At 60.2% G+C, this 19228-nt stretch carries 20 protein-coding genes; 12 read left to right on the top strand and 8 right to left on the bottom strand.

What is annotated here, in order from left to right; all coding sequences use genetic code 11:
- Positions 1 to 19: 19 nt before the first annotated feature.
- Genes ACA053_RS25425 through ACA053_RS25415 form a run of 3 tightly spaced genes read left to right on the top strand, consistent with a single transcriptional unit; the run spans position 20 to position 2640 of the window.
- Positions 20 to 1006: an ABC transporter substrate-binding protein gene (locus tag ACA053_RS25425; protein ID WP_497313880.1), complete on the top strand. Its 987-nt coding sequence runs from the start codon at positions 20 to 22 to the stop codon at positions 1004 to 1006.
- A gap of 9 nt (positions 1007 to 1015) precedes the next feature.
- Positions 1016 to 1819, top strand: coding sequence for an ABC transporter permease (locus ACA053_RS25420; RefSeq protein ID WP_109635077.1), 804 nt, complete (start codon positions 1016 to 1018; stop codon positions 1817 to 1819).
- A complete protein-coding gene (locus tag ACA053_RS25415; protein WP_497313878.1) occupies positions 1807 to 2640 on the top strand; it encodes an ABC transporter ATP-binding protein in 834 nt (277 codons plus the stop codon). The genes ACA053_RS25420 and ACA053_RS25415 overlap by 13 nt, the downstream gene beginning before the upstream one ends.
- Positions 2641 to 2765: 125 nt before the next feature.
- Here ACA053_RS25415 and ACA053_RS25410 read toward each other — a convergent pair whose 3' ends face one another.
- Together ACA053_RS25410 and ACA053_RS25405 are read right to left on the bottom strand one after the other, a co-directional pair.
- Entirely contained in the window at positions 2766 to 3845 is a 1080-nt protein-coding gene (locus ACA053_RS25410) for an endonuclease/exonuclease/phosphatase family protein (RefSeq protein ID WP_497393964.1), read from the bottom strand.
- A gap of 67 nt (positions 3846 to 3912) precedes the next feature.
- Entirely contained in the window at positions 3913 to 4587 is a 675-nt protein-coding gene (locus ACA053_RS25405; RefSeq protein WP_497393963.1) for a YciC family protein, read from the bottom strand.
- A 177-nt stretch (positions 4588 to 4764) separates the two neighbouring features.
- Here ACA053_RS25405 and ACA053_RS25400 point away from each other — a divergent pair, with 177 nt between their 5' ends.
- The 3 genes from ACA053_RS25400 to ACA053_RS25390 all read left to right on the top strand — a co-directional run bounded on the left by ACA053_RS25400 (position 4765) and on the right by ACA053_RS25390 (position 6894).
- Entirely contained in the window at positions 4765 to 5523 is a 759-nt protein-coding gene (locus tag ACA053_RS25400; protein ID WP_497393962.1) for a DUF2076 domain-containing protein, read from the top strand.
- 257 nt (positions 5524 to 5780) lie between these two features.
- The gene (locus tag ACA053_RS25395) at positions 5781 to 6260 is read left to right on the top strand and encodes a LabA-like NYN domain-containing protein (RefSeq protein ID WP_008149222.1); all 480 of its coding nucleotides are present in this window, start codon (positions 5781 to 5783) and stop codon (positions 6258 to 6260) included.
- 22 nt (positions 6261 to 6282) lie between these two features.
- Complete coding sequence (locus ACA053_RS25390; protein WP_109635068.1) at positions 6283 to 6894, top strand: 3'-5' exonuclease; 612 nt, start codon at positions 6283 to 6285, stop codon at positions 6892 to 6894.
- Positions 6895 to 6948: 54 nt separating this feature from the next.
- On the opposite strand, the gene ACA053_RS25385 is transcribed toward ACA053_RS25390, so the two are convergent.
- Positions 6949 to 7884 (bottom strand): IS110 family transposase, encoded by a 936-nt coding sequence (locus tag ACA053_RS25385; RefSeq protein ID WP_497312732.1) that lies wholly within the window; start codon positions 7882 to 7884, stop codon positions 6949 to 6951.
- A gap of 641 nt (positions 7885 to 8525) precedes the next feature.
- Between ACA053_RS25385 and ACA053_RS25380 the strand changes: the two genes are divergently transcribed.
- Positions 8526 to 9041 carry a BRO-N domain-containing protein gene (locus tag ACA053_RS25380; RefSeq protein WP_497313870.1) on the top strand — a complete coding sequence of 172 codons (516 nt, stop codon included), beginning with the start codon at positions 8526 to 8528 and terminating at the stop codon, positions 9039 to 9041.
- Between the two features lie 273 nt (positions 9042 to 9314).
- On the opposite strand, the gene ACA053_RS25375 is transcribed toward ACA053_RS25380, so the two are convergent.
- Positions 9315 to 9770: an Lrp/AsnC family transcriptional regulator gene (locus tag ACA053_RS25375; RefSeq protein WP_497393961.1), complete on the bottom strand. Its 456-nt coding sequence runs from the start codon at positions 9768 to 9770 to the stop codon at positions 9315 to 9317.
- A 157-nt stretch (positions 9771 to 9927) separates the two neighbouring features.
- Here ACA053_RS25375 and yedA point away from each other — a divergent pair, with 157 nt between their 5' ends.
- A complete protein-coding gene (gene yedA / locus ACA053_RS25370) occupies positions 9928 to 10851 on the top strand; it encodes a drug/metabolite exporter YedA (protein ID WP_497396245.1) in 924 nt (307 codons plus the stop codon).
- A 65-nt stretch (positions 10852 to 10916) separates the two neighbouring features.
- A complete protein-coding gene (gene rhlE1 / locus ACA053_RS25365) occupies positions 10917 to 12251 on the top strand; it encodes an RNA helicase RhlE1 (RefSeq protein WP_497313866.1) in 1335 nt (444 codons plus the stop codon).
- 116 nt (positions 12252 to 12367) lie between these two features.
- Here the strand turns inward: rhlE1 and ACA053_RS25360 are convergent, their stop codons facing one another.
- Together ACA053_RS25360 and ACA053_RS25355 are read right to left on the bottom strand one after the other, a co-directional pair.
- Positions 12368 to 13609 carry a TIGR03862 family flavoprotein gene (locus tag ACA053_RS25360; RefSeq protein ID WP_497393960.1) on the bottom strand — a complete coding sequence of 414 codons (1242 nt, stop codon included), beginning with the start codon at positions 13607 to 13609 and terminating at the stop codon, positions 12368 to 12370.
- 281 nt (positions 13610 to 13890) lie between these two features.
- Positions 13891 to 14811 carry a histone deacetylase family protein gene (locus tag ACA053_RS25355; protein WP_497393959.1) on the bottom strand — a complete coding sequence of 307 codons (921 nt, stop codon included), beginning with the start codon at positions 14809 to 14811 and terminating at the stop codon, positions 13891 to 13893.
- Positions 14812 to 14885: 74 nt separating this feature from the next.
- Here ACA053_RS25355 and ACA053_RS25350 point away from each other — a divergent pair, with 74 nt between their 5' ends.
- From ACA053_RS25350 to ACA053_RS25340, 3 genes are all read left to right on the top strand, one after another.
- Positions 14886 to 15455, top strand: coding sequence for a GNAT family N-acetyltransferase (locus tag ACA053_RS25350; protein WP_497393958.1), 570 nt, complete (start codon positions 14886 to 14888; stop codon positions 15453 to 15455).
- 103 nt (positions 15456 to 15558) lie between these two features.
- A complete protein-coding gene (gene tesB, locus ACA053_RS25345; RefSeq protein ID WP_109635054.1) occupies positions 15559 to 16428 on the top strand; it encodes an acyl-CoA thioesterase II in 870 nt (289 codons plus the stop codon).
- Positions 16425 to 17018 carry an HAD family hydrolase gene (locus ACA053_RS25340; RefSeq protein WP_497393957.1) on the top strand — a complete coding sequence of 198 codons (594 nt, stop codon included), beginning with the start codon at positions 16425 to 16427 and terminating at the stop codon, positions 17016 to 17018. Before tesB ends, ACA053_RS25340 begins: the two co-directional genes overlap by 4 nt.
- A 120-nt stretch (positions 17019 to 17138) precedes the next feature.
- Here the strand turns inward: ACA053_RS25340 and ACA053_RS25335 are convergent, their stop codons facing one another.
- Together ACA053_RS25335 and ypfJ are read right to left on the bottom strand one after the other, a co-directional pair.
- On the bottom strand, positions 17139 to 18098 hold the full coding sequence (locus ACA053_RS25335; protein WP_497393956.1) for an alpha/beta fold hydrolase: 960 nt from the start codon (positions 18096 to 18098) through the stop codon (positions 17139 to 17141).
- Positions 18099 to 18992: a KPN_02809 family neutral zinc metallopeptidase gene (ypfJ, locus tag ACA053_RS25330; protein ID WP_497393955.1), complete on the bottom strand. Its 894-nt coding sequence runs from the start codon at positions 18990 to 18992 to the stop codon at positions 18099 to 18101. It lies immediately after the preceding gene.
- Positions 18993 to 19228: the final 236 nt, after the last annotated feature.

Here is a 19228-nt window from a genome sequence, read left to right as displayed (position 1 = left end):
ACAGCTTTGGGAGTGCTCCATGATCAAGTCCTTGCTTAACCGCGTCGCTCATCCACTGGCGGTCACCGCCATCGCCGCCACGGTCGCCACCAGCGCCCAGGCCGGCACCCTGTCCATCGGCCACACCACGTGGGTCGGCTACGGCACCCTCTATCTCGCTCGGGACCTTGGCTACTTCAAGGAAGGCGGTTTGACCGTCGAATTGCCCGTCGTCGAAGAAGCCTCGATGTACATGGCCGCGCAAGCGTCTGGCGAGTTGTCGGGCTCGGCGTCGACCATCGACGAAGTGCTCAAGTACCGTCCGCAATTCTGTTTCAAAGCCGTAGCGGCACTGGATGACAGCCATGGTGGCGACGGTGTTCTGGTGGGCAAGGACATCAAGAGTCTGCAAGAGCTGAAAGGCAAAGCGGTGGCGGTGAACGAAGGCTCGACCTCGCAGTTCTGGCTGTCGTACTTGCTGAAAAAACACGGCATGAGCATGAGCGACATCACCGTGCAGAACATGACGGCTGACGATGCCGCCACCGCGTTCATCGCCGGTCGTGTGCCGGCCGCCGTGACCTGGGAGCCGCACCTGTCGATGGTCCGCAACAAGCAACAAGGCAAGGTGCTGATCGACAGCAGCAGCACGCCGGGAGTGATTGTCGACGTGGTCGCGCTCAACTGCACGGTCATCGAGAAGCAGCCGGAAGACGTCAAGGCGTTGGTCGCCGGACTCTACAAAGCCGTGCAGTACACCAAGGACCATCCGGAAGAAGCCTACAAAATCATGGCCAAAGGCGTCGGCGGTTACCTCGCCGATCCGAAGGAGCTGGCCGCCGCCGCGAAAGGCGTGCGTTTCTACGATCAGGCCATGAGCGAGAAACTCCTCGGTTCACCGGGCAAGCCGGGCGACAGCGAACCGCTGATCAAACTGGCCAACGAGACCGCCAGCGAATTGCAGGGCAAACCCTACAACGTCAGCAATGACGACCTGATCGACAACCGCTTCGTCAGCCCGCAGTAGGAGGTCCGCATGTTCAAGCGCAATTCATGGTTGAGCCGCTGCATCACGCCCAAGACCGGGTTGCCGGTGCAGGTAATCTGGGGCGCGAGCGGGCTGGCCTGGGTGTTGTTGATCGGCCTGTGGGCCGGGTTGTCTTACGGCGGCGTGGTGCCGGGCATGTTCCTGCCGACACCGGGTGCGGTGGCCGAGGCCGCCGTGCGCCTGAGCCGCGACGGCACCCTCGGCCTGCATGTGTGGGCCAGTCTCGAAGTGGTGATGGTCGGTTTCATTGTCTCGTCGCTGGTGGCCGTGCCGTTGGGGTTGCTGATGGGCAGCTTCCGTATCGTCCAGGCGTTCCTTGAGCCGATGGTCAATTTCATCCGCTACCTGCCGGTGACCTCGTTCGTGCCGCTGTTCATTTTGTGGATCGGCATCGGTCTGGAACAGCGGGTGTCGGTGATCATCTTCGGCGTGTTTTTCCAGCAACTGGTGATGATTGCGGACGTGTCCAAGGGCATCTCCAAGGACCTGATCAACGCGTCCTACACCTTGGGTTCGACCCGCCGCGATGCGGTGCTGCACGTGATCGCCCCGGCGTCGTTGCCGGGTGTGCTCGATACCTTGCGCGTAACCATGGGCTGGGCGTGGACCTATCTGGTGGTCGCCGAGCTGGTCGCCGCGTCCAGTGGCCTGGGTTACCTGAGCCTGAAAGCCATGCGCGGTTTTCAAGTGGATGTGATTTTCCTGGCCATCGCGATCATCGGCCTGCTGGGCCTGGTCACCGATCAGCTGTTCCGTTTCCTACGTCTGAGGATTGCCGCATGGGCTCAGTAAGCGCCGTCAACCCGCGTTTCGTCACACCTACGGCCGCCCCGGTGCAGGCCGCGCCACGGCTGCAAGTGGACAAGGTCAGCCTGCGTTATCAGAAACCTGACGGCGGCATGTTCACCGCGCTGGAGCAGGTATCGTTCGAAGTGCCGGATCAACAATTCGCCGTGCTGGTCGGGCCGTCGGGCTGCGGCAAGTCGAGTTTGCTGTACCTCACGGCGGGTCTGAATGAGCCGACCGAAGGCGAAATCTACGTCGGCGGCCAGCAAGTACAAGGCCCCGGCGCAGATCGCGGCATGGTGTTCCAGAGCTATACGCTGTTCCCGTGGCTGACCGTGCGGCAGAACGTCGAGTTCGGCCTCAAGCGGCGCGGCATGGCGGCGGCTCAGCGCAAGGAGATCGTCGATTACTACGTCAATGAAGTGGGCCTGACCGGGTTCGCCGACAACTACGCCAAGCAGTTGTCCGGCGGCATGATGCAGCGCGTCGCCATCGCTCGGGCGCTGGCCAACGACCCGCAGATCCTGCTGATGGATGAGCCGTTCGGCGCGCTCGACAGCCAGACGCGCCTGCAAATGCAGCAGCTGTTGTTACGGGTCTGGGGCAACAGCAAGAAGACCGTGTTGTTCGTGACTCACGATATCGACGAGGCGATTTTGCTGGGGGATCGGGTCTACGTGATGGGCGCCAGGCCTGGGCGGATCAAGCAGATTCTGGACGTGCCGATCGAACGCCCACGGACCTTGGACATGGTCATGGAACGTTCGTTTATCGAGATGAAGCGCAGGATTTTCGGGTTGCTGCATGATGAACTGGAGGAACATTGAGTTCACCGCAATTCCTGTGGGAGCGGGCTTGCCCGCGATGAGGCCATCACATCCAACATCTTTGTTGACTGACAGTCCGCTATCGCGGGCAAGCCCGCTCCCACAGGTTTTGCGTTTAACCGAAGTTAGGGCGCTGCCGGGAGGAGGAACCTTGCAATCACCGGCAAATGATCGGAAATCCGCAACGTATCGTCCTGCCTCACTATGGCCTCGACCCGTTTGATCCGCGGGCTGTAGAAAAGGTAATCAACCGTCCGGTCCGGGCCGTTCAAGCCTGGATCGTTCGGGTAGTGGGTCAGCCACCGTGCCCGATCAACACCGCTCGCTTCGTTGTTGGTCGGGATCATCGGGTATTTGTCCCACAGCACATGCAGCGCGCTGTCGGCGGAGTAGGGCGTGCGTTGTTCTTCGGGCAGGCGTCGATACTGGCCCAGGGGCAACAGGTTGAAGTCGCCGCCGATCAGCCACGGGGTGCCCCGGCTTTCAAACTTGTCGAGCACCTTGGTTACGGCGGTTACCTGGGCTTGCAGGGTTTCATCAGGCTGGATGACGCGGTCCAGATGGGTATTGAGCACCGCGATCTGCCCGCCGTCGTTCAACCGCAGGTAAGTCACCAGCAAGGCGTTTTTCGGTTTGAACTGGCGGCTGATGATGTTGGCCGGCGCGACCGGCAATTGCAGGCGCTCGGCGTGTTCGATCTGGAAACGGCTGAGGGTTGCCAGTTGCCGGCCGACGCTGCCGAAGATGTGCGGCTGTGGCACGAAGTCGGCCTTCCAATCGAAGGCGTGAGCGCTGCACGGATAAAGGTCGGCGACCCGTTCCTGAAGCAGTTTGAACTGGTTCTGGTAATCGGTGGCCTTGGCGTTGTCATCCAGTTCCTGCAACAGCACCACATCCGGTTGCTCGTCGCGAATCACCCGTGCCACTTCGTCGAGGCTGAAGGCCATGTCTTCGGCGGTGGGGCTTTCGTCGTCGCCTTGCGCCAGGTCATTCCAGAACACGTAGCGTTTACCCGCCAGGTACTGGACGTTCCAGGTCATCACTTTCAGCGCTTGGCCGGGTACCAGCGTGGGCACCTGAGTGCTGCAGCTGACCGGTAACGCTTCCTTGGCTTCGGGACGCCAGGTCAGGTTGTAGATGAGTAAGGCAATCAGGCCTGCCGCGATCAGCAGGCCCAGCAGGGTGTAGCGCAGTAGACGGGTCATGGCTCGGCTTATAGCGTTACAAAAGATGAGCCCGAGCATAACCGAGCGTCGGGCTTAAGCCCATGGGTCAGAGCGGTCGATCAATTTTCTCGGGCGCATCGGCAATCAGCATGAACAACCGGAACAACACCACGCTGGTGAACAGTTGCAAGAAGCTGTGCGCGCTGTCGATCAGCAGCGAAATCACCGGGTTCTGCGGCTCCGGGTAAATCGCGAGGGTTGCGCCCCTGAGCACCCACAACGGGCCCATCACACACAGGATGCACACCAGGATGCGCAGGAAATGGCCGCGGGTCAGGCGCAAGCTTTCCTTCATCGCCGCCAACGGGGCCAGGCCGCGCAGCACCAGCAAGTATTCGCCAAACGCCAGGGTCACCATCAGCCAGATGCCCGGCAGGAAATACAGCGACAGGCCGATCAGGATCAGCAAGGTGTTGAGGGCGGTGAGCAGGGCGAAGCGCGGCCACAGGTAGGCCGACCTCGACAGCAGCTCGCGGGTGCTTGGCGATTCGCCACGGCTGCGAGCATCGAGAAACAGGATCAGTGCGGCGGTGTACAGCGGATAGACCAGCAAGCCGACCATCACGCTGATACCGGGAAAGCTGTCCGGCTCGGTGGAGCGATCGACCACTTGTTGCAGCAGCGCTTCGAAGATCACCAGCGGCAGGCACAACCGCACAATCTGGCCCAGATTGCGCTTGAAGAAATACAGAGAGTCACGCAGTACATCGAACGAATTCATCAGTCGGTATCGCAGGTTGAAAGCAGTGGCCCACTTTAACCGATGAAGCCCTTTGGGGCGCAAACGTAAACGTTCGGTAAAGGTCATTGAAACATCCTGTATCAGCCCCATTACTGGAGAGCACCTTATCCACAGTGGACGAGGGCAACGATTTTCCCGGCAATCTACGAGGTCGCCATGAACAGCGAAGAACAAACCCTGATCGATGGACTGTTTTCCCGGCTGCAACAGGCCGAAACGGACTCAGCCCCGCGCGACGCCCAGGCCGAGGCGCGGATCAAGGAACACCTGACTCGCCAACCGGCGGCAGGTTATTTCATGACCCAGGCGATCCTGGTTCAAGAGGCCGCCCTCAAAAGCCTCGACGCACAGAACAAGCAACTCGCTCAGCAGGTGCAGCAATTGCAGGCTGAACTGCAATCAGCCAAGGCTCAGCCGTCGGCACCTGCCAGCGGTGGTTTCCTGTCGAGTATATTCGGCGGCTCCCGTGATCCGCAGCCCGCACCTACCCAAAGCGCGCCGTCCTCCAATGGTGGATGGCGTGAGCCGGGGCGGCCGTCGTTCAATTCGCAGCCGCCACAGCAACAGAACTTCGGTGCCGCACCGCCGCAGCAGAATTACGCGCCGCAGCAGCAAGCCCCCGGGATTGGCAGTGGTTTCCTTGGCGGCGCCCTGAAAACCGCGGCTGGCGTGGCCGGTGGCGTGATGCTGGCGCAAGGCATCAGCAGCCTGTTCCACAGTAATCAGCAACCTCAGGAGATCGTCGAAGTCATCAAGGAAGAGCCGGCTCAGGTCAACGATCAGAGCGGTGACAACGGCTCGGGCGACGATCAGCGTGTGGCTGACAACTCCAGTGATCAGGGCGGCTTTACCGACGCCGACTACAGCGATGACAGCTCGTCGTTCTTTGGCGGCGACGACGATTCCTTCGTCTGATTCAACGTTACAGGTGTAACACTGAACCCGTGGCGAGGGAGCTTGCTCCCGCCGGGCTGCGCAGCAGTCCTTCTTTGGGGCCGCTGCGCAACCCAGCGGGAGCACGCTCCCTCGCCACAGGTTGCCATTCGTCCGAGGCTCCAAGATGCTTCGGGCCGATTATTCGCGGAACAATCCTTCAGGCTGGCATACTGGGCCACTTTTCGGGCCTGGTGCCTGACCCAGCCTGCGCGCAACTGCGCCAAAGAGGATGCACGGTGAAAAAAATCGCAGTGTTCGCCGATGTCCAGAACCTCTATTACACCGTGCGTCAGGCCTATGGTTGCCACTTCAACTACGCCGCGTTGTGGGCTGATATCAGCAAACAGGGCGAAATCGTAGAGGCCTATGCCTACGCGATCGATCGCGGCGACAGCAAGCAGCAGCAATTCCAGCAGATCCTGCGCAACCTCGGCTTCGTCGTGAAGCTCAAGCCCTACATCCAGCGCAGCGACGGCTCAGCCAAGGGCGACTGGGACGTGGGCATCACCCTCGACATCATGGACGCCGCCGATCACGTCGACGAAGTGGTGCTGGCCTCCGGCGACGGTGACTTCGACATGCTGCTGGAGCGCATCATCACCAAGCACGGCGTGCAAGCCGTGGCCTACGGCGTGCCGGGCCTGACGGCCAACTCGCTGATCCGCGCCGCCAGCCGCTACGTGCCGATCGAAGGCGCGTTGTTGCTCAAGAATTGATTTTTACGGAGTTGAAACAGGTTTGGAACGCATAGCAGTCATCGACTTTGAAACCACCGGGATCTCCCCGAGCAGCAGCTGCCGGGCCACGGAAATTGCCGTGGTGATCCTTGAACAGGGGCGCATCGTCGAGCGTTACCAGAGCCTGATGAACGCCGGCGTGCGCGTGCCAGCCTTCATCGAACAACTCACCGGCATCAGCAACGCCATGCTGCGCACCGCACCATCGGCCGAGCAGGTGATGAACGAGGTCAACGAATTCGTCGGCATCACGCCGCTGCTGGCGCACAACGCCGCGTTCGACCAGAAGTTCTGGGACTTCGAACTCAGCCGCATCAAGCGCACCCGCTTGCAGAACTTCGCCTGCTCGCTGCTCCTCGCCCGCCGCCTGATGCCCGCCGCGCCGAACCACAAACTCGGCACCCTCACCACCTTCGCCAGCCTGCCCAACACCGGCAAGGCTCACCGGGCCATGGCCGATGCCGAAATGGCGGCCAACCTGACGGGGCATCTGCTTCAGGAACTGCAGCAGAAGCATGGGTTGCGCGAGTTGTCGCATGATTTGCTGGTCAGCCTGCAGAAAGTGCCGGCGGCGAAGATCAACGAACACCTCAAGCGGCATCGCGGGTTCTGAAAACACCGCAAATCCCCTGTGGGAGATTCTATGTTGCCCGGCAACCCTGAATTCTCAGGCTGACAGGTATTCGCTCTGATTTTTCATCAGGGCAAATGCCACTCGACAGAGCTTTCGGGCCAAGGCAACCAAGGCCTGGGTTTTCGAGAAGCCTCTAGCCAGGTATGCCTCGTAAAACGGCTTCCATTTAGGCGAGCGACACGCCGCCATTGCGGCGTTGTACGCCAAACGACGAACCTCCGGATCTCCTTTTTTGGTCAGGTACCGCTGCCCATTCTTCTTGCCGGAGTCTTCGACTGCCAAGTCCATTCCCAGGAATGCGATGAACGCATCGCTGTTCGCAAAATCGCCCCGCATAAAGGTCGTCGCCAACCCGGTTGCGGTCAGTTCCCCAACGCCTTCGATGGCTTTGCAGCGATCAATATTCGCCTCAATTCCCGCCTCTTTGCTGACCTTGCGCAGCAGTTTCTGAATCGCCTGATCCGCTTGCTTGAACGCCTTCTGCTGAGCGACCTGCACTTTCTTCAACAAGGGTTCATTGGCCCAACTCAACATCAGCCCAGCATGGTTCTGGATCAGCGTTGCACGTCTGTGAAGCAGGCTTTTCAGCGAGCTGTAGGCCTTGGGTGGCGGGCTCCAGACCCGCAGTTTGCTTTGTTCATTCTCCAGGTAACGCGCCAGCAAACGCGCATCGCAGGGATCGTTCTTGGCTCGTTGGCCAACGCCACGGCGGTAATGACTCACGCGATAAGCATCCACCACGTAGACCTGATGACCCATCTCATGGGCCAGCTCTACCGTGTCCAAGTGGTAGATGTTGGTGGCTTCAACGGCGATAGCACTTTGGGCAGGCAGGGTTTTAAGCCAACGCTTGAGGGCGGTTCGATCGTTCTTGATGTCTTGAATGATTTGCAGGTCGGTGCGATAGACAGCAATTTGGGCCTTGGCGATATCGATACCAACAACCGTCTGCGAAGTAAGGATTGTCATGACGAATCCTCGGAGCTAGGGTTTAAGTGCTTGTTGGGGTCTACCGTTGCGCTGGCTTGTCTCTATCGTCGGTTTACCGATGAATTCCTTATCGGCGCTTTGGGTAGAAGGGGCGGGACGAGAAGTCTCCCACAGTCTGTACTGGTCAGAGTCAGAATCGAGTCTGTAGTCCCACCCACCCCTTCAAGTCTAAACATACAAGCGAGCCTGCTCGCGATAACGGAGTGTCAGTCGACATAACTGTTGAAGATGAACCGCTATCGCGAGCAGGCTCGCTCCCACAGGTCGGTGTTCGATCTCAATCCTTGTGTTTAACCACGCCTCAAAATCGACGATTGCTCCTACCAAATATTAGGAATTTGTCCGTCTTGCCCCGTACCTGTCGCATCGATAACCTCTGGGACGTCGCTGCCAATTCAGCGACCGGGACTGCAAGCCCGCCGATAGTTTGGTAGACGCCTAACGGCACACCTATAATCGCGTCGCTTTATTTGCGACCATCGATTTATGGTAGCTGTGTGCGGGAGACCTTCGGGTCTGCCGGGGTTGTCTACTGACTCGGTCTTGCAGACCCGCACATAGTTGCCACCCATCATCTGCAAGTGATGCTGGCGGCTCCAACTTTCAGTAGGAAATTCGCCATGATTAAAGTTACCCCCAATCCCCCCGAAGACTCTGCGCAATCAGCTACGAGCGCAGCTCACTTCACCCCCAAAACATTCATCCGCCATCACATCCAGCTGCGAGCACTTTTGCTGCACGCAGAGCCCTGGTTTTGCGCCCGCGATATCGGTCGATTGATGGGTGTGGACATAAATGGAAGGCAAGTGCTCAAGCTTGATGCGGATCAGAAGCAACTGATGTGTCTGTCCGGAAATGATGACCTCGAAGAGACCTTGATGCTGAGTGAATCGGGCGTATACGCGATGTTGGTGTACCACTACTGCCCGGAAAACCGCCATTTACGACGTTGGCTGACCCACGACGTGGTGCCGATGTTGCGGGAGGAAGTCGGGTCCATTTCGAATCAAGCGCCGCATATGCGGGCGATGGAATGGGCGGGCGGAACGCTGCGACTGCTGCATTGGCGCAAGGAACCTTGGGTGCGTCTACGGGATATGCCGGGTTTGTTGCCTGCAAGTTACAGCGGCGTCTGACAGATCGCTTCGCGGGCAAGCCCGCTCCCACAGGGATTAGGTAACATCTGTGGGAACGGGTTTTTGGTCAGGCTCGCCGGGCTATGGCCGATGCCGAACTGGCGGCCAACTGACGGCACATTTGGCCTCAAGCGCCATCGCGGGTTCTGAAAACACTGCAAATCCCTTGTGGGAGTGAGCCTGCTCGCGATAGCGATTAATCATTCAGCATCGATGTCGACTGGTACTCCGCTATCGCGAGCAGGCTCACTCCCACAGGGGATTTGCGGTGTTTCAGGCTTTGCCATTCCCTTCCAGCTGCCCCAACGGCACGCGCTTCTCGATGGCGCTCGACAGCACAATCGAGGTCTTGCTGAACCCGAACTTGGCAATCCGGTTGATCAACTCTTCCAGCTCCGGCATCGAGCCCACCGCCGCTTGCATGATCACGCACGGATCACCTGTCACCCGATGGCATTCCGTCAATTGTGGGATTTTGATCAGGTCGTCGTAGGCCTTCTGGTTGCCGTGCTGGTTCAAACGCAGTTCGATCACGCACTGGATCGGCAACCCCAGCTTGGCCATGTCGACTTTCGCCTGGTAACCGGTAATCACCCCGCTGGCTTCGAGCTTGGCCACGCGCTCGGCCACGGCCGGGGCGGACAGGTTGACCTTGCGCGCCAGGTCGGCGTAGGACGCACGACCGTTTTCCAGCAGGGCGCTGAGGAGCATGCGGTCGTATTTATCCATGGTCGTATTCCTGAAAAATGGCTGACTTTCGAAAACACGGTTTATAGCGCCGATCTCCGTGATTTGAAAAGTGTACTGGCGCTATAAACAGGTTTTGTAACTTATTTTACGCCGCTGGCCTTTCTAGAATAGCTGTTCACATTTTCCTGTCGTCGAGCTGCCCATGCGCCGTTTCCCGTTACCGTTGATCGCCGCTTTCTTCGCCCTGTACGTAATCTGGGGCTCGACCTATCTGGTGATTCGCATCGGTGTGGAGTACTGGCCGCCGTTGCTGCTCGCCGGTATCCGTTTCGTGATCGCCGGGACGCTGATGTACGCCTTCCTGCGCTGGCGCGGGGCACCGGCACCGACCTGGGCGCAGTGGAAAGCCACCGGGATCATCGGGATTTTGCTGCTCGCTTGCGGTAACGGCGGGGTCAGCGTGGCCGAGCACATGGGTGTGGCGTCCGGCGTGGCGGCATTGGCGGTGGCGACGGTGCCGCTGTTTACCTTACTTTGCGGCTATTTCTGGGGCGCGCGAAATACCCGTCTCGAATGGGCCGGGATTGTGCTCGGGCTGATCGGCATTGCCATGCTCAACCTCGGGTCCAACCTGCAATCGAGCCCGTTGGGTGCGCTGTTGTTGGTGTTCGCGGCGGCTTCCTGGGCCTTTGGTTCAGTGTGGAGCAAACACTTGCCGCTGCCTCAGGGCGCCATGGCCAGTGCCGTGGAAATGCTCGTGGGTGGCGTGGTGTTGCTGATCGGCAGTGCGCTGAGCGGCGAGCATCTGCAAGCCATGCCGCCAATCGAAGGCTGGGCAGCCTTGGCCTATTTGACCTTCTTCGGTTCGATCATCGCCTTCAACGCCTACATGTACCTCTTGAAAAACGTACGTCCGGCAGCGGCGACCAGTTATGCCTATGTCAACCCGGCGGTCGCGGTGTTGCTGGGGATTGTGTTTGTCGGCGAGACCATCGGCATCGAAGAAGGGTTGGCGATGATGGTGATCATTAGTGCGGTGGTGTTGATCGGTCTGCCGCAGTGGCGCCGGGCTCCGCAAAGACCGGCTGCCGTGGTGCAGACAGAATCGAGTGTGAATTAGGGTAAACTGCGCGCCATTGCACACTCGTTATGCACAACTGCGCTGAATTTTCCTACGGTAATCCCATGACTTTCGCCACCCTTGGCCTGATCGAACCCTTGCTGCGCTCTCTCGAGACGCTCGGCTACCAGACCCCGACGCCGGTTCAGGCGCAAGCCATTCCGGCGGTGCTGGCCGGTCGCGACCTGATGGCCGCCGCCCAGACCGGCACCGGCAAGACCGCCGGTTTCGCGCTGCCGCTCCTGCAATTGCTGGCCATGGAAGGGCCGAAAGTCACCGCCAACTCGGTCCGCGCGCTGATCCTGGTGCCGACCCGCGAACTGGCCGAACAGGTTCACGAAGCCGTGCGTCAGTACGCCGAGAACCTGCCGCTGAGCACTTATGCGGTGTACGGCGGTGTCAGCATCAACCCGCAAATGATGAAGCTGCGCAAAGGTGTCGATCTGTTGGTGGCGACGCCGGGTCGTTTGCTCGACCTATTCCGTCAGAACGCCCTCAAGTTCAACCAGCTGCAAACCCTGGTACTGGACGAAGCCGATCGCATGCTCGACCTGGGATTTTCCGAGGAGCTGGGGAACATTTACAAGGCGCTGCCGAAGAAACGTCAGACGCTGTTGTTCTCCGCGACCTTCTCCGACGCGATCCGCACCCTCGCCGGGCAAATGCTCAACGATCCGCTGAGCATCGAAGTCAGCCCGCGCAACGTCGCCGCCAACACCGTTAAACAGTGGGTGGTGACGGTGGACAAGAAGCGCAAGCCGGAGCTGTTCATTCACTTGCTGCGCAAGGGCAAGTGGAAGCAGGTGCTGGTGTTCGCCAAGACCCGCAATGGCGTGGACGCGCTGGTGGAAAAACTTCAGGGCCTGGGCATCAACGCCGACGGCATCCACGGCGACAAACCGCAGGCGACTCGTCAGCGTGCGCTGGACCGGTTCAAGGCCAGTGAAGTGCAGATTCTTGTGGCCACTGACGTTGCCGCCCGTGGTCTGGATATCGAAGACCTGCCGTTGGTGGTCAACTTCGACTTGCCGATCGTGGCGGAGGACTACATTCACCGTATCGGTCGTACCGGCCGTGCGGGCGCTACCGGGCAGGCCATTTCGCTGGTCTGTGCCGATGAAGTGAATCTGCTGTCGGCCATCGAGACGTTGACCCGTCAGACATTGCCGCGGCAGATGGAACATGATTTCGAACCTGAACACCGGGTGCCGGATACCGATGCCAGCGGTCAGGTGGTGAAGAAGCCGAAAAAACCGAAGAAGCCGAAGACCTCCGGTGGCGGTAAACGCAATCTGGGCAAGTGGGTGGAGAGCGGGGATGCTTCGACGCCGGAGCCTTCGATCAAGCCTGTGCGCAAGGTGCCGGTGTTTAACACTGGGCCGCGCAAGAAGAAGCCATAAAATGTGCGGCGTTAATTAAGCCGCTATCGCGAGCAGGCTCGCTCCCACACTGGATCTGTGTCGTCCACAAATCCCCTGTGGGAGCGAGCCTGCTCGCGATGGGTGCGCCTCGGTCTTCAGCCCTTGCGGTTGAGCCACTCCACCATCCCCAACCCCGCCGCGCGCCCACTGGCGAAACACGCGGTCAGCAGATAGCCGCCGGTCGGCGCTTCCCAATCGAGCATTTCCCCCGCGCAAAATACGCCAGGCAATTGCTTGAGCATCAGCCGTTCATCCATCGACTCGAACATCACGCCACCGGCGCTGCTGATGGCTTCATCCAGTGGACGGGTTTTGACCAGCGTCAGGGGCAGTGCCTTGATCGCTCTGGCCAGCAATGCCGGATCAGCAAAGCTTTCGGCCGGTGTGAGTTCGCGCAACAGCGCCGCTTTCACCCCATCAATCCCGAGCTGACTGTGCAAGTGTTTGGACATGGAACGGGAGCCACGCGGTTTGCTCAGCGCAGCCTGAACTTTATCCACAGGCCGGCCCGGCAACAGGTCGAGGTGAATGGTCGCCGAGCCGTGCGCGTTGATAGCTTCACGGATCGGTGCCGAGAGGGCGTAGATCAAACTGCCTTCAATCCCGGTCGCGGTGATCACGCATTCGCCCAAGCGAGGCACGTCGTCATTGAGGCCGATGGCGATGTTTTTCAGCGGCGCACCGGCGAATTTGCTGACCATCAGGTCGCTCCAGGCCTGCACCTCGAAACCGCAATTACTCGGTTGCAGCGGCATCAATCCTACGCCGCGCTGTTCCAGTGGCAGCATCCAGGCACCGTCCGAACCGAGGCGTGACCAGCTGCCGCCGCCGAGGGCCAGCAAGGTGGCGTCGGACTTGATGGTTTTTTCGCCCTCGGGGCTGTCGATGCGCAATCCACCGGTGTCATCCCAGCCGAGCCAGCGGTGGCGGGTGTGGATAACAACGCCGGCGTCTCGCAGGCGTTTGAGCCAGGCGCGCAACAGGGGCGCGGCTTTCATGTCGGTCGGAAACACCCGGCCGGAGCTGCCGACAAAGGTTTCGATGCCCAGGTCATGAATCCATTGGCACAACGCATCCGCGCCAAATGAGCGAAGCAGCGGGGCAATTTGCGGGGCGCGTTCGGCGTAGCGCGAGAGAAACCCCGGGTAGGCTTCAGAGTGGGTGATGTTCATGCCGCCGACACCGGCCAGCAGGAATTTTCGCCCCACCGAAGGCATGCCGTCGTACAGGTCGACTTTGATCCCGGCCTGGCTCAACACTTCGGCCGCCATCAGGCCGGCGGGGCCGCCGCCGATGATGGCGACGTGGGAAGGGGAGGAGGTCGAGGGCTGGGTCATGGAATGCGCTGCGGTATGGCGGAATAAGCCGCGCATTCTACCAGTACAGATCCCTGTGGGAGCGGGCTTGCCCGCGAAAGCGGACTGTCAGTCAATAAAGATGTTGGAAGTGCCGGCCTCATCGCGGGCAAGCCCGCTCCCACAGGGGCATTGGTGGGCTCAAAATAGGTGGTTAAAAAACAACCACCGAGTTGCAGGCTAAGTACCGCATGGCCTGCAGACCCTTTCACTCAGGTTATCCACAGACAGTTCCACAGGCATTGTGGGTAAAGACTCACACCTCAATGACAACCTGATGACTGCCAGACCCGTTGCGCGCTGTGATGGAGGATGCCGTGGCGGCGCGCCAAAGCCTTGCGGTCCTTGCTGTAGCCGCCGCCAATCACCCCGACCACCGGAATATCCCGCCCCAGGCAATGGCGCATCACGCTTTCATCGCGAGCGGCTACGCCTTCGTCTGTCAGCTTCAGGTAACCGAGTGCGTCGTCCTTATGCACATCGACCCCGGCGTCGTACAACACCAGGTCCGGTTGGTAGAGCGGCAGCAAATAATTCAGCGCGTCGTCCACCACTTTCAGGTAATCGGCATCGCCCATGCCTTTGGGCAGCGGGATGTCCCAGTCGCTTTCGGCCTTGCGTGCAGGAAAATTCTTTTCGCAGTGCAGGGAAACGGTCACCGCGTCCGGGGTGTTGTGCAGAATCCGTGCAGTCCCGTCGCCCTGGTGCACGTCGCAATCGAAGATCAGCACCCGATTCACACGGCCGCTTTCCAACAGAAAATGGCTGATCACCGCCAGGTCATTGAAGATGCAGAAACCCGCCGGATAGTCGTAATGCGCGTGATGGGTGCCGCCGGCCAGATGACAGGCCAGCCCGTGTTCCAGCGCCTGTTCCGCCGCCAGCAACGAACCGCCGACTGCGCGCACGGTGCGCCGGGCCAGCGCTTCGCTCCAGGGCAGGCCGAGGCGCCGCTGGTCTTCGCGGGACAACTCGCCGCTCATGTAGCGTTCGATATAGGCAGCGTCATGGGCGAGGGCGAGAATCTCCGGGGGGCAGAGTTCCGGGCGCAGCAGGTCAACGTCCCGGGTCAGGCCGCTGTCCACCAGGTGATCGCGCAGCAGGCGAAACTTGTCCATGGGGAAGCGGTGATCGGCCGGGAATTCAGGGCTGTAGTCTTCGTGGTAGATCAGCGGCAGCGGCATAACGAATTCAGGTAGGAATGAGTGAAGGATCCTACCAGCGTTGTAGACTTGCGGCATGGAAAGGGGAAGAGACGATGGAGCCGATACTGGAACTCGAGAGCGCGCGACTGGTGTTGCGACAGTGGCGCGATGAGGATTTGCCGGAGTTTGCGGCGATGTGTGCCGATCCACAGGTCATGCGTTATTTTCCGGCGCCGTTGAGTCGCCTGGAAAGTGCTTCGCTGATCGGACGGATTCGCGGGCATTTTGCCGAGCATGGCTTTGGCCTCTGGGCGCTGGAGCGCAAGGACACCGGGGCATTCATCGGTTTCACCGGCCTCGGTGTGGTCGGTTTCGACGCGCCGTTCACCCCGGCGACCGAAATCGGCTGGCGCCTGGCGCGCGAGCATTGGGGTCTGGGTTATGCCAGTGAAGCGGCGTGGACCGCTCTGCGCTGCGGCTTTGATCGGTTGGCGCTGCAAGAAGTCGTGTCGTTTACCGCCAAAGACAACCTGCCTTCGGAAAAAGTCATGCAGGCCATCGGCATGCACCATGATTCAGCCGATGATTTCGAACACCCCAAGCTCGCGGCCGATCATCCCCTGCGTCACCATGTGCTGTACCGCATCACCCGTGAACAATGGCTGCAAACCTTGCATGGATAAGCAGGCACGGACGTTTACAATGGCCCCCATGGGCCTTGGCCATAAACTGAATCGACCGCCGCAGCCAAGACTGCGCGGCATGCTTTGTGTGAGGAGAGTCTGAATGAGCCAAGTGTTGGATGATCTGGTCGACTTGCTGACCCTGGAACCGATCGAAGAAAACCTGTTCCGTGGCCGCAGTCAGGACCTGGGTTTTCGCCAGTTGTTCGGCGGTCAGGTGATCGGTCAGTCCTTGTCGGCGGCCAGTCAGACGGTCGAAGAGACGCGCCATGTGCATTCGATGCACGGTTATTTTCTGCGTCCGGGCGATTCCGCATTGCCCGTGGTGTATCAGGTTGACCGGGTGCGTGATGGCGGCAGTTTCAGCACGCGCCGGGTGACGGCGATTCAGAAGGGCAACCCGATCTTCACCTGCAGTGCCTCGTTCCAGTACGACGAAAAAGGCTTCGAGCACCAGGCCGAAATGCCGACCGTGGTCGGCCCGGAAAACCTGCCCTCGGAACTGGAACTCACCCAACAGCGCGCGCACCTGATTCCCGAGCACATGCGCGAAAAATTTCTGTGCCCCAAACCGATCGAATTCCGACCGATCACCGAGAAAGATCCCTACAACCCGCAACCTTCCGATCCGGTCAAGTACGTCTGGTTTCGCGCCGACGGTGCCTTGGCGGACTCTCCGGCGCTGCACAAATACCTGCTGGCCTACGCCTCGGACTTCGGTCTGCTGACCACCTCGATGCAGCCCCATGGCAAATCGGTCTGGCAGAAAGACATGCAAGTCGCCAGCCTCGACCACTCGCTGTGGTTCCACGCGGACCTGCGCGCCGATGACTGGTTGCTGTACGCGATGGACAGCCCATGGGCCGGCAACTCTCGCGGCTTCACCCGTGGCAGCGTGTTCAACCGTGCCGGGCAACTGGTGGCGTCGGTGACGCAGGAAGGCTTGATCCGTCACCGCAAGGATTGGGCATGAGCCTGGCTGAGGTGCGGCACTGGGTGTTCGACATGGACGGCACCCTGACGGTGGCCGTGCATGACTTCGCGGCGATCCGCGTGGCCTTGGCAATCCCGGCCGAAGACGACATCCTGACCCACCTCGCCGCGCTGCCGGCCGATGAAGCGGCCGCCAAACATGCCTGGTTGCTGGAGCACGAACGCGATTTGGCGTTGGGCTCGAAAGCGGCGCCGGGTGCGGTGGAGCTGGTGCGTGAGTTGGCCGGGCGCGGTTATCGCCTGGGCATCCTGACGCGCAATGCCCGAGAACTGGCGCACGTGACACTGGAGGCGATCGGCTTGGCCGACTGCTTTGCGGTGGAGGATGTGCTGGGGCGTGATGAAGCGCCGCCTAAACCACATCCCGGTGGTTTGCTGAAACTGGCCGAGGCCTGGAAGGTGCCGGCGAGCGAGATGGTGATGGTCGGTGATTACCGCTTTGATCTGGATTGCGGTCGGGCGGCAGGGGCGCGCACGGTGTTGGTGAATTTGCCAGATAACCCTTGGCCTGAATTGACGGATTGGCATGCGGCGGATTGTGGGGTGTTGCGGGAAATGCTCTCGGCTTGAGGGCCCCTTCGCGGGCAAGCCCGCTCCCACAGGATTGTGTGTCGACAGGATAATTCAGGTACGACACATACCTGTGGGAGCGGGCTTGCCCGCGATGGCGTCAGGCCAGACACCACAAGCTCACTGACCAAACAACACCTTCTGCCCCTCCGGCGACGTCAACATCTCATCCCCGTTATGCCCGACCCCAGGCACTTCAACCAGCCGCTGATTAACCCCTTTCGGATTTCGACGCAGCACGTAATTGAAAAAATTCCGCCCGCGAACCAGACGATAAGCACCTTGCGCTTCAGCCTCACAACTTTTGTCCAGCGCCGGATGCTGCGGGTCGGTGTCTTGTTGCCCAAGCAGGTAAGTCACGTCCCGTTTGACGTAATTGCCTTCAATTTGCGGTGCCGTTTGCCCACTGGCATAAACGGGTAGATCCGTCAGCCCGTACTTCCAGCGATTGAAACCGGGACATGCCGCATGGTTGAACGCCACCGGCCGCTGCTCGTTGAAGTATGCATAGGACGAAGGATTGGCGACGACGTAGCGAAGCTTCACGCCGGCGGCCGTCAGGGCCGGTTGCTCACGCGCCAGCAGCGCATAGCGCTGGACCACCTGACCGCCACCGGAGTGCCCGGCGATGATGATTTGCTTCACATCCGGAAATTGCCGGCGGTCGCCGACCCTCTCGATGATTTGATCGAGGGCCGCGAAGGAACTCAGCGCAAAAGGAGCGGTGGATAAACCTCCGGCCATCCAGTCATTGCCCTGCCAGCGCAATACCGTGTCAGCCACCGGATGCAGCGCGATGTCGGTTTCGTTGAGAAATTGCGGGGCAATCACCAGGGTGCTTGCACTTTGCCCGGCCAGTTCCGCCGCGTGCTCGGCGCTCTGGCGATAGGTTTCAGCGTTGCGCAGCCGACCATGGATGATGATCAGCACGCGTTCGATTTTCGCCGGCGCCGGGCCGAGGCTCACCGCCATCTCGCCTTCTTTCAACAACAATCGCCCGGGGCTGAGTTCCTTGACGCCATGCTCCGCAGCCTGGGTGCTTGCGCACGTGAACAACACAATCAACAGCCAACTTTTCATTTACAGGTTTTTCGCCGCAAAGGTATCGCACTGGCCCACCTGGCCTTGCGCAAATCCGGTTTTGAACCAGCGCACCCTTTGCGCTGATGTGCCATGGGTAAACGAGTCGGGTACCACGCGGCCCTGACCCTGATGCTGCAAACGGTCATCGCCGATGGCGTTGGCCGCATTCAAGGCTTCTTCGATGTCACCCGGTTCCAGCCAGTTCAGACGCTGCTGCGCGTTGTTGGCCCAGACACCGGCCAGGCAATCGGCCTGCAACTCCTGGCGCACCAACAAGCCGCCATCACCTTCCATCTGCCGGCCTTGCTGACGGGCCGCCTGAATTTTCGCGGAAACGCCGAGCAACGTCTGAACGTGGTGTCCGACTTCGTGAGCGATCACGTAGGCCTGAGCGAAGTCACCGGCCGCTGAAAAGCGTTGCGACATTTCCTGGAAGAAAGCCATGTCCAGGTAGACCTTCTGGTCGGCCGGGCAATAGAACGGCCCGGTCGCCGATGTCGCCAGGCCGCATGCCGAATTCACCCGGTTGCTGAACAGCACCAGCGTCGGGTTTTTATACTGCCGACCGGCCTGCTGGAAAATCTGGCCCCAGGTATCTTCGGTATCGCCGAGAATCGAGCGCACGAATTCGGCGCCTTCATCATTGGCCGGCGGCGCCTTGCGGCTCTGGTTGGTAGCCGGGGCCGATTGTTCGGTCATTTGCCCGGTCAGTTCGCCGAGGATTTGCATCGGATCCTGGCCGGTGAGCCAGCCGATTCCCACAATCAGGACGATCGCGGTCAGGCTCAGGCCTTTGCCGCCACCGAAACGCATCCCGCCGCCACCGCCGCCGACACTATCACCACGGGCGTCGACCACGTTGTCGCTGCGTCGGCCTTTTTTCCATAGCATGTGGGAATCCTCTGATTGTCCGTGGTGATGAGTGTTGCTGGAGTGTCGGGGCGGCGCCAGTCCGGCTGTCCGGCTTTTTCGCACTGGCCGTTATTCTTGCAGACTGTAGGAACATGGATCACCCATCGAATTCCGTCAGGGGGCGGGTTTTTATCGAGCAGGCGAGTCGCTGCGTCTATGGAACAGCGGGTTCCAGATTTCGCATTACACGGTTCATCTTCTAGAATCAGGCAAAT

This window comes from Pseudomonas sp. LBUM1672 (genome assembly GCF_059695655.1).
This window is presented reverse-complemented; position numbering and strand designations above follow the sequence as displayed.

Coding starts and splice junctions, on each gene's coding strand:
- ACA053_RS25340 (WP_497393957.1), top strand. CDS start 16,425: ATGAGCCTGGCTGAGGTGCGGCACTGGGTGTTCGACATGGACGGCACC.
- ACA053_RS25360 (WP_497393960.1), bottom strand. CDS start 13,609: ATGACCCAGCCCTCGACCTCCTCCCCTTCCCACGTCGCCATCATCGGC.
- ACA053_RS25410 (WP_497393964.1), bottom strand. CDS start 3,845: ATGACCCGTCTACTGCGCTACACCCTGCTGGGCCTGCTGATCGCGGCA.
- ACA053_RS25355 (WP_497393959.1), bottom strand. CDS start 14,811: ATGCCGCTGCCGCTGATCTACCACGAAGACTACAGCCCTGAATTCCCG.
- ACA053_RS25380 (WP_497313870.1), top strand. CDS start 8,526: ATGATTAAAGTTACCCCCAATCCCCCCGAAGACTCTGCGCAATCAGCT.
- ACA053_RS25415 (WP_497313878.1), top strand. CDS start 1,807: ATGGGCTCAGTAAGCGCCGTCAACCCGCGTTTCGTCACACCTACGGCC.
- ACA053_RS25350 (WP_497393958.1), top strand. CDS start 14,886: ATGGAGCCGATACTGGAACTCGAGAGCGCGCGACTGGTGTTGCGACAG.
- rhlE1 (WP_497313866.1), top strand. CDS start 10,917: ATGACTTTCGCCACCCTTGGCCTGATCGAACCCTTGCTGCGCTCTCTC.
- ypfJ (WP_497393955.1), bottom strand. CDS start 18,992: ATGCTATGGAAAAAAGGCCGACGCAGCGACAACGTGGTCGACGCCCGT.
- tesB (WP_109635054.1), top strand. CDS start 15,559: ATGAGCCAAGTGTTGGATGATCTGGTCGACTTGCTGACCCTGGAACCG.
- ACA053_RS25405 (WP_497393963.1), bottom strand. CDS start 4,587: ATGAATTCGTTCGATGTACTGCGTGACTCTCTGTATTTCTTCAAGCGC.
- ACA053_RS25400 (WP_497393962.1), top strand. CDS start 4,765: ATGAACAGCGAAGAACAAACCCTGATCGATGGACTGTTTTCCCGGCTG.
- ACA053_RS25420 (WP_109635077.1), top strand. CDS start 1,016: ATGTTCAAGCGCAATTCATGGTTGAGCCGCTGCATCACGCCCAAGACC.
- ACA053_RS25425 (WP_497313880.1), top strand. CDS start 20: ATGATCAAGTCCTTGCTTAACCGCGTCGCTCATCCACTGGCGGTCACC.
- ACA053_RS25375 (WP_497393961.1), bottom strand. CDS start 9,770: ATGGATAAATACGACCGCATGCTCCTCAGCGCCCTGCTGGAAAACGGT.
- ACA053_RS25385 (WP_497312732.1), bottom strand. CDS start 7,884: ATGACAATCCTTACTTCGCAGACGGTTGTTGGTATCGATATCGCCAAG.
- ACA053_RS25335 (WP_497393956.1), bottom strand. CDS start 18,098: ATGAAAAGTTGGCTGTTGATTGTGTTGTTCACGTGCGCAAGCACCCAG.